Annotated in this window: 5 protein-coding genes; all 5 read left to right on the top strand. The window is 24.7% G+C overall.

Annotated elements, in window-relative coordinates; translation table 4 throughout:
• Window positions 1–377 precede the first annotated feature (377 nt).
• The 5 genes from ACXYRQ_RS04255 to ACXYRQ_RS04235 are packed head-to-tail and all read left to right on the top strand — an operon-like array spanning window position 378 to window position 8787.
• Entirely contained in the window at window positions 378–860 is a 483-nt protein-coding gene (locus tag ACXYRQ_RS04255) for a hypothetical protein (RefSeq protein ID WP_458614915.1), read from the top strand.
• Between the two features lie 44 nt (window positions 861–904).
• On the top strand, window positions 905–4072 hold the full coding sequence (locus ACXYRQ_RS04250; RefSeq protein ID WP_458614914.1) for an AAA domain-containing protein: 3168 nt from the start codon (window positions 905–907) through the stop codon (window positions 4070–4072).
• The gene (locus tag ACXYRQ_RS04245) at window positions 4044–5966 is read left to right on the top strand and encodes a hypothetical protein (protein ID WP_458614913.1); all 1923 of its coding nucleotides are present in this window, start codon (window positions 4044–4046) and stop codon (window positions 5964–5966) included. Before ACXYRQ_RS04250 ends, ACXYRQ_RS04245 begins: the two co-directional genes overlap by 29 nt.
• A complete protein-coding gene (locus tag ACXYRQ_RS04240; protein WP_458614912.1) occupies window positions 5966–6970 on the top strand; it encodes a hypothetical protein in 1005 nt (334 codons plus the stop codon). The genes ACXYRQ_RS04245 and ACXYRQ_RS04240 overlap by 1 nt, the downstream gene beginning before the upstream one ends.
• Window positions 6970–8787, top strand: coding sequence for an AAA family ATPase (locus ACXYRQ_RS04235; protein WP_458614911.1), 1818 nt, complete (start codon window positions 6970–6972; stop codon window positions 8785–8787). Before ACXYRQ_RS04240 ends, ACXYRQ_RS04235 begins: the two co-directional genes overlap by 1 nt.
• Window positions 8788–9000 lie beyond the last annotated feature (213 nt).

The raw sequence follows: 9000 nt of genomic DNA, 5'->3' as shown, positions 1-9000 counted from the left end.
AGTAAATGTATTCAAGACATTTTAATGAATTATAATTACTATTCAGTTTTCAAAGGACTATGCCTAAGGGGCATTTTTTTAACTTGTGTAAGAACACAACCTAAAAAATATCAGTAAAAAGCAATAAATTGCCTATTTTTATAGTAAAATTTATGAATAAATAATTCATAATAAGAGAAATTGTGAGGTAAATTAAATATGGTTGTGGATAACTTGCTACACACACACACACATCTACTATTAATATAGCTGTTAATTTTAATAGTAAGCTTTCGTATGGCGATTTAAGAATTCAAGCAGGACATATTTCTGAAAAACAAAAAGAGAAAACCCTGGAGAAGTTTCTTCAAGAAACATTTCGAAGGAATTTAAATTACTTGAATTCTAATGATATAAATCAGTATATTAATTATCTTAATGGAGTATTTAAGAATATAGATAATTATAACTTGGAAGTAATAAATCTTGATTTGCTATTAAGCAAAAAGAAGTTAGAAAAGGTTTTGTTAAATAATGATTGGAATGATTTAAAAACAGGTGGACCGTTGGTTTCAACTGTAGTTTTTATTGTAAAGCTAAAGGATTCCTATATTAAAGAAAATAAGATTGACAGATTTAATAGCATTTGTCTTTTTACTAAATTAAAGAAACTGGAGAGTATTAAAGATTTATATTTTGAATTAAGTAGAATAGAGTTTTTGGACTTATCATTAGAAAAAGAATATCAAAATATTTCTAATCTTTGCATTCAGCTTATAAATATTAAATACGAAGAAAATTATTTTAGAATATACAATACTCTAAAAGAGAATCATAAAATAAGAAACATAATTCTTGAAAAAAGTAGTGAATTAATGTAACAAAAAATACAAAAACTGAAAATGGATTAAAACTAAGGAATTCATTGGATTTTTTAATTTCTTTCCATATCTTTAATAAAGAAAGTGATAAAAAGACATACTCATATCCTGTTTTAAAATTCAAAGACAGAAGAGTTGATAATATAAATACATATCATAAGTATTGATGCTTGGTGAGCAGAGATAATAAAAAAGAAAAACTTGTTTCCGGTAAGAATATCAGTATATTTGCTGAAAATGATTATGATGATAAATATGAATTTACAAACAAAAACGAAAATGATGTTGATAAAACCGAGTATATAAAAAGTAAGTTAAATTCATTTATAAAATCATCAAATGAATCAATAAATATGCTTACACATCAGAATCAAAATCTGACAAATGAAATTAATGAAAAAGAAAAAGAGAAGAAACAATCTGAAAAACATAAACAAGATTTACAACAACAAATAAGCAATTTTAATAATAAAATTAATGAAGTATCAAATCAAATAAAAGAAATTAAAAAAATTAAAGAACAATCATGAGAAGATGATTATGATGTTGATAATTATAAAGATAAAATAAATTACTTAAATAATGAAAAATTATTACTAGAGCAGAAGATAAAAAAGATCGATGTAGAACTCAAAAATATAAGTGAAAATATAAGGATATCAAACACCAAATTATCTGATATACGAACTTTAATTAAATCAAATAAAGAAAGTATAGAAAAAGAAGAAAAAAAAGTAAAATATATTGAAAAACTAATAGCAGATAAGTTTTTTAAGATATATAAAATTATAGAGACTGAACTGAAGATAAAAAAAGACACAAAATCTGAGTCAATAGAGAATATAAATATAAAATCAATTAATGATTCTGAACACTCTCTATTAAATATAAAAGATCTTTTTAATAGCAATCATTATTATTTGTCGGATAAAGATGAAGGTTTAGTAATTAAATATAGAAGATTTTATAATTCGTTAAAAAACTTTAGTGATGGGATGTACAGAAATCCTTATTTAGCAAAATCAGTAGAAGAACCAAATTTCTTTCAGGTGAACATACCAGCAAATTTTAAAATAAACAGTCAGATAGCATTGAATTTAAATCAAAAACAAGAAGAATCAGTTAAAAAAGCACTAAATTCATCAAGTATTTCATACATTCAAGGACCGCCTGGGACTGGAAAAACACAGACTATTTGTGCAATTATAGAGCATGTAGTAAATGAAAATAAAAAGAACTGTTTAATAATGTCATCAACACATGAAGCAATTAATAATGCACTTGATCGCTTGTATGAAATTAATAAAAAGAATCCCAATTTTATATATTTTAAGTTATTAAGACGAGAAGATATAGATTACAGTAATCCTGAAATTCTAGAAAATGAAAAATTCAGCGATAAAGCGATGTTAAAGAATTTTACAAGTTCTTTATTCAATAATTTAATTACTGAAAAAAAGAATTTTCAACCTTTTTTAAATTGGTATAAAGATAATAAAGAAGAAAATTTACTAAAATATATTGATATAAAATTAAGTGTTGAATATTTAGAATCATATAAAGACAAAGCACCAGATTTATATTTAAAAATAACTCAACACACAAAAGATGAAGTTATGAAAATAACTTTATCCCCTTATAAAGAAACTATAGATTATGACATATTGCACCAGATATTAAATTTTACAATCAAAACTAACCATGAATATAAAGGATTTGAAGAAAATAAATATTTTCAACAATTTAAAAATGTAGCAAGTAAATCACAAATTAGATTAGTCGAATTTTGAAATCTTGATTATATTCTAAAGAAAACACAAACTCAAATCCAGGATAAATGAAGTATATATTTTGATAAAATGAAAAATTATTATGCTGATAAATCAAACAACAGTATTGATGATATTAAAAATTTTGCTAGGAAAGCATTTGATGCAGATTTAATCAATGTTATAGGAATGACTACATCAGCCAGACAAGAAATATCGATTTTTAATGATAGCGATAATTCTAAAAGGTTATTTATAGATTATCCTATATATTTTCAAATTCTTGATGAAGTATCAAAATCAACAACATTAGAAGTGATTAATAGTATTTTAATGGCTAATAAGGTAACATTAGTTGGAGATTATCGGCAACTGCCACCTAATGTTGAATTAACTGAAAACCTAAATGACAAAAAACTTAATCAATATGGAGAATCAGATAAAGGAATTTTGGATAATTGATGAAATTGGTTGAAACTTCAAAATAGCTCAAAATGACCAGCAACAGAAGAGTTTTGAAATAATCTTAAAAAGGAACTGGAATTTCCTTTCTTTAAAGAACATGCATTGCAAATAAAAAGAAGATATAATAATCATTCACCATATTCATTTTTAAAAACTCAACACCGTTTTGCTACCGAGATAATGAATATAGTTAACTTTGTTTATGATCATGATGAAAAACTCGAGATGCCGAGCATTTATCAAAGTCACGAATTTATTAATTATAATTTAAAAACGAATCAGAATAATAATTTTAATCATCATTTTAACATAGTTGATTCCACACATTATTCGACAGATTTTATGAAATTTCTTTCTTTAAATTCAGAACATTCAGAAAAAAACAAAATAATTAATGCTCTTAGCAATCTTTCTTACACTGCTGATCAAAAATCTTCTATGTTTAAAAACAAAGAATACAACGGAAGAATCAATGAATATAATGCATATATTATTATAAAAATACTTCATAATTTATTTAAAAATAACAATATAAACTCCAACCAAATTGGTGTAATCTGTATGAACCGTGATCAGAGTAATGTTGTTAGAAGCTTCATCAAAGAATACTCGCATATAAAGGCACTAAAAAATATCAAAGTAGATACAGTAGATAACTTTCAAGGTCGCGAAAAAGATATTGTTATAGTAGATTTAATCAGAGCACAAAATAGTTTCGATGAGAACGGTTTCGTTAGTCTTAATACCAGAAATTATGATTTTTATAAAAAAATAGAACGTTTAAATGTTGCAGTTTCGCGCGCAAAGGATAAATTAATTTTAGTTGGTGCATTCCGAAAACCTCTTAATGATATTGTTTCAGAAATAGATCTACCTACAGGAAGTAAATTCGAAAGCATTATCAGAAAATGATATGATGAAGCATCAAGCAAAGGAGCAATTGTTAATTATGATGAAGAACAATTCAATGAAGATTAAGATTAATGTTCCATATTTAGAATTAAAAATATTTAAAAAATACAGAAAACTCATTGATATGGATGAACTAAGTGCGATTTTTGTAGGAATTATTAAGTATTTAGAAAACCCAGACTTTCGAAGTAATTACGAAATTAAATCTACTGATTTATTTAAAGATGTTATTACAAAAGTATTAAATATTTGACAAAGATCATTTGTTTTAATAGAAGAAAAAATAGATAATTTATTTATAAATAATGTTTTATATACACTCACTAATGAATATAATAAAGGAGATTGAAAGAATTTGAGATTTCATTCTATTAAGATAAATAAAAAAATATTAGAATATTTTGATAATGATGAGTATAAAACACTTGAAGAACAAGAAAAGATAGTAAAAAATATAATTTATGTTAATTTAATAAATAAAGAACGCAGAATAGCTGTAAAGAAAACAGATATTAATTGAAAACCCAACTTTTCTGATTCAAATGATTTAAATAACATAATTAAACTGCGCGAAAATATAAAAACAAACGATGATAATGTTTCGCAATGGAAAGAATATAAATCAGGTGGATATGATGATAATAAGGATTATGTCTTTATTTCACATCAATTAGAGAAAGTTAATGTTCTTATAGAAGAAAATTGTGAATTTGAAGTAGATAATAACAAAATTAAATGAAACAAGACAAATTTTATATATTCATATAATCAATATATTCCTTCATTTTCATATATACTTAGACAAAAACTTCAAGAAAAATTTAATGAAGTTTTTGATGGGAGTGATTTTCAAGGGAATTTTTATCAAAAGGATAAAGAAGATCTAAAATATTCATTAGAAGAAAATCAAAACTTGATAGATAAATGTAATGAACAAAAGAGTTGAATCTGACCCATTTCAATTAAAATTATATATGCTGAAAATAAGCATTGACAAGTCTTTAAAGCACCAATAAAACTGCAATATTACCTTAATAACAATTTGGGAAATCCAAAAACTGACTTTGTTAATACCTATCAGTTATATAAAGAAGAAATAGATTTAAAACATTGGATTAAAAGTGAGTTTTCAAAAGAAAACACACAGGATATAAATCATCAGATAAAAGATGCTAAAGTTCTGGAATATGTTATGGAAATTATTGATTATAATTTCACAGTTAATTATTTTTATAATTTCTTTGTTAAAAATAAAGAACAAATATTAAATCATAAAATAACAGATATAAATAAATTAATGTATTTATACACAGAAAAATTAATTGAATATGATGAATTAATTAAATATTTAAAGAAGCAAAAAAATAACATTTATAAGAATATAGATAACGGTGAATTTATAAAATTAGTATCATCAAAATATAAATATGATATAACAAATTCAACATTGCTAAACATTTTCTATGAGACATTTCCTTGGTTTTATGATAATGGCGAAGTGTATTTTGACAACTGAATACCTGAAATAAATATTAAAAAAGCATTTGAGATTCTTAATTTATTGCTACTAAAATACAAATCAATGACAAAGAGCGAATTAGAATCACAATTAAATAAATTAACTGCAATAAATTACAGTCCTTTAAAAAGTCCATATATATCAAATAATATAAATAAAATTAAAATTTATCTAAAAGATGCTCCAACAATGTCTGAAGAAACATTTTTAGGCAGAACAGCAAAACTAAGACAAAGTTTAGAAACCTTAGTAAATTCAACAAAAAATGTTTCTAAATTATTAAAAGAAAAAGGATATCCTAATTTTTCCAAAACATATGAATGAACTTCTGAGCAAATACATAACAAAGAAAAAGAAAATTTTAGTTTTAATTTAACAAAAGAGAAGCAATTGTTAAGATTTGAATCAGAATTTGATAACAGTAAAAAAGGAGAAAAATAATGTCACATGCTGCAGTAATTACTCATAGCATCTGCATTGATGCAGAAAAACAAGAGTTAAATAAAATTAATGATGAAGTTACAGAACTTTATAACAATGCTTCATCTGAATTATTTCAAGAACAATGTAAAGAAATTTTAGAATCAGTAGCTGCAAGTTTAAATACGCTCGAGTCGTTTTCCGAGACAAGACAAATATATGAAAATCAAGTTACTGCTAGAGAAACAGAATTTCAATACCAAAAACACAGAATTTTTAAACAACTAGAAAATCTTAAATTAAATTTAAACTATATCGATGATATTTTTGCTCAAATTAAACAAGATGAAAGTGAAATAAATCGACTAATTTTAAAAGAAGGTTATATTGCAAACATCGCTATAGAAGAACTAAAAGAAACTGGTACAGTTATTACAACGAATGCACTGCAAGCCAAAATTTCTCAGATAAGAAATAAAGAGATTACTAAGCAAACATTGGATAAAACTAAAAGACATATTGAGAACTTAATTGAAGAATCTACATTAGATATAAAGATAAAATTCAAATTACTTGATGAGCTAGATACAAAGACTTCTCCGCAAGAAATAAGTGATTTATTAGCAGTAATACAAGAGTTAAATTATCGTAATAATTTAACCCAAAGAAAAATAAATACCTATAAAGAAGCTTTAAAAGAAAACGGGTATCATTTAAAAGGTACACCAGATGTTATTACAATTACTGATGACAAAGGTGAATTGCGAGTTTCATTTGCATATGTTCTAAATTTTAAAAATAATAAAGATAATAGATTTAAAATTATTTTCAATCTAGATAACAGCGTACAATATGATATAGGGGATTATGAGAAACATATGTGTGTTACATTATCAGAAAAGATTCAGCAAGCAGTCTCTAAAAAAGGATATTTATACAAAGATATTAAAATACTTCGTAATATTAGCAATGCAAAACCATTATTAAAAGCAATGCAGCAAACCATAAAATCTGGAGTAAAATAATGTATAATTCTTTAAAGAAATTAGTAATTAAACTGCAAGAAAAGAATCTTGTAGTTATCTCAGGTAATGTATATGATACATATTATTATAAAGATGAACATGATAATAAAAAAGAACATAATTTAGATCAACATATAATTAATTTGTTTGAATCGTTAGGTTATCTAAGGATAACTAAATTTAGTCCTGGATATGGTGAATTCCAATTATATCCAGAAGTTATCACTTCTGAATATGAAACAGATGAAGAAGAAAACAGTATCGATTTGTTGACATATATGAGAAGATTGCTTGAAAGCATTGTTGAATTTAACAAGAACAAAGTTTCTAAAAAAGCGAATCCAAATGTATATATTATTGATTTTTCAGATATATTAATTTCTAATACAGCAACGAATTCGCCTGAGTTAATTGAAGTTATTAGTGGAATATTATCAGTTATTTTAACTAACATTAAATCTGAAAAACTGATTAATAATGCAGATATTAATAAACAAAATAAAGTGATTTTTATAGCAAAAAATGAGCAAAATATCTTTAGTGAATTAGTTAAGGATAATCCTGAGGCTGCAGTAGTTCACATCAATAAACCAAATCAATACGAGCGATCATATATAATAGAAAACACATCTGAAAATTTCATTGTTTCTGATGTAAGTAAATTACAAGAAATAAAAAGCAAAGAGCACTCGCAGGCAGTAGGATTAACATCACAAAAAACATGCCGTGAAATAATGCAAATTGGTCGAGTTTGATGAACAGGAAGTAATAAATTCACATATACTGAAAAATATAACCTTATTCATTATAATAAAAAAGAATCAGAGTGACAGAAAATTAATCCTGTAAACCTCAAAAACTTTGAAATTGAGATAAGAAAAAGAGTATTAGGTCAAGATGGAGCAATTGCTAAAATAAAGCAAACATTAATTTCATCATTTATTGGTTTAAATGGCATCTTGCAATCGCAAAAGTTATCCAAACCAAAAGGAATTTTATTTTTTGCCGGACCCACAGGGACAGGTAAAACCGAAATATCAAAAGCATTAGCAGAATTTGTTTTTCACGATGAAAATAAATTGCTTCGTTTTGATATGTCAGAATATAATCATGAACATTCTGATCAAAGATTAATTGGTGCTCCACCAGGATATGTAGGATATGATTCAGATGGAGAGTTAACTAATAAAGTGAAGGAAAATCCATTTTCTATTTTACTTTTCGATGAAATTGAAAAAGCACACCCGAAAATACTAGATAAATTCTTACAAATCTTAGAAGATGGTAGATTGACATCTTCTAAGGGAGAGTTAATAGACTTCTCGGAAACTTTTATTATTTTTACGTCCAACATTGGTGCAAATAAAGTATCTCCAGATGATTCAGTTATAAATGTTGAAAAGAATTTTAGAAAAGAAGTTGTAAATTATTTTAATAATCAACTACAAAGACCAGAATTATTAAATCGTATCGGCCATAGAAATATCATAGCATTTAACTTTATAACTGATGATAATATCATAAAACAAATAATTAAAATTAACCTTGTTAAACTACAAAAACAATTGAAGTCATTATATGAGTTAGAAATGAGAATAGCAGACTATGAAAATGTAATAAATGGTTTGTTAACCAAAACAAAAACAAAAATTGATAAAAAATTAGGGGCACGTGGAATTATTACAGGTTTAGATGAAATTTTAATTGATAAAGTTAGCGATTTTATTTTTGAAAACTTTACAAACATTCGAACAAGCAAACAAACAACATTAAATATAGAGTATAAAGAAGGTGAAATCTTTTTAAATTTGGAATAAATTTATTTTTTAACTGTGTCACAGTTAAAAAAGTTTTTAATATTTTATTAATTTGACTAATTGAGCAACTTTAGAAGTTATTTTATGATCAAAAGTATTAATATTATATTTGAGATGTTTAAGATAAACAAGGACATAAAAATTAACATAAAATTAACATTGTATCATCTCGGCATATTGCTGAGGTGATTTTCAATCTAAAACAGATTGAAT

The sequence above is a fragment of the Mycoplasma sp. 394 genome (genome assembly GCF_054353895.1).
The sequence above is the reverse complement of the archived record's forward strand: the minus strand, read 5'-3'. Positions and strand labels throughout refer to the sequence as shown.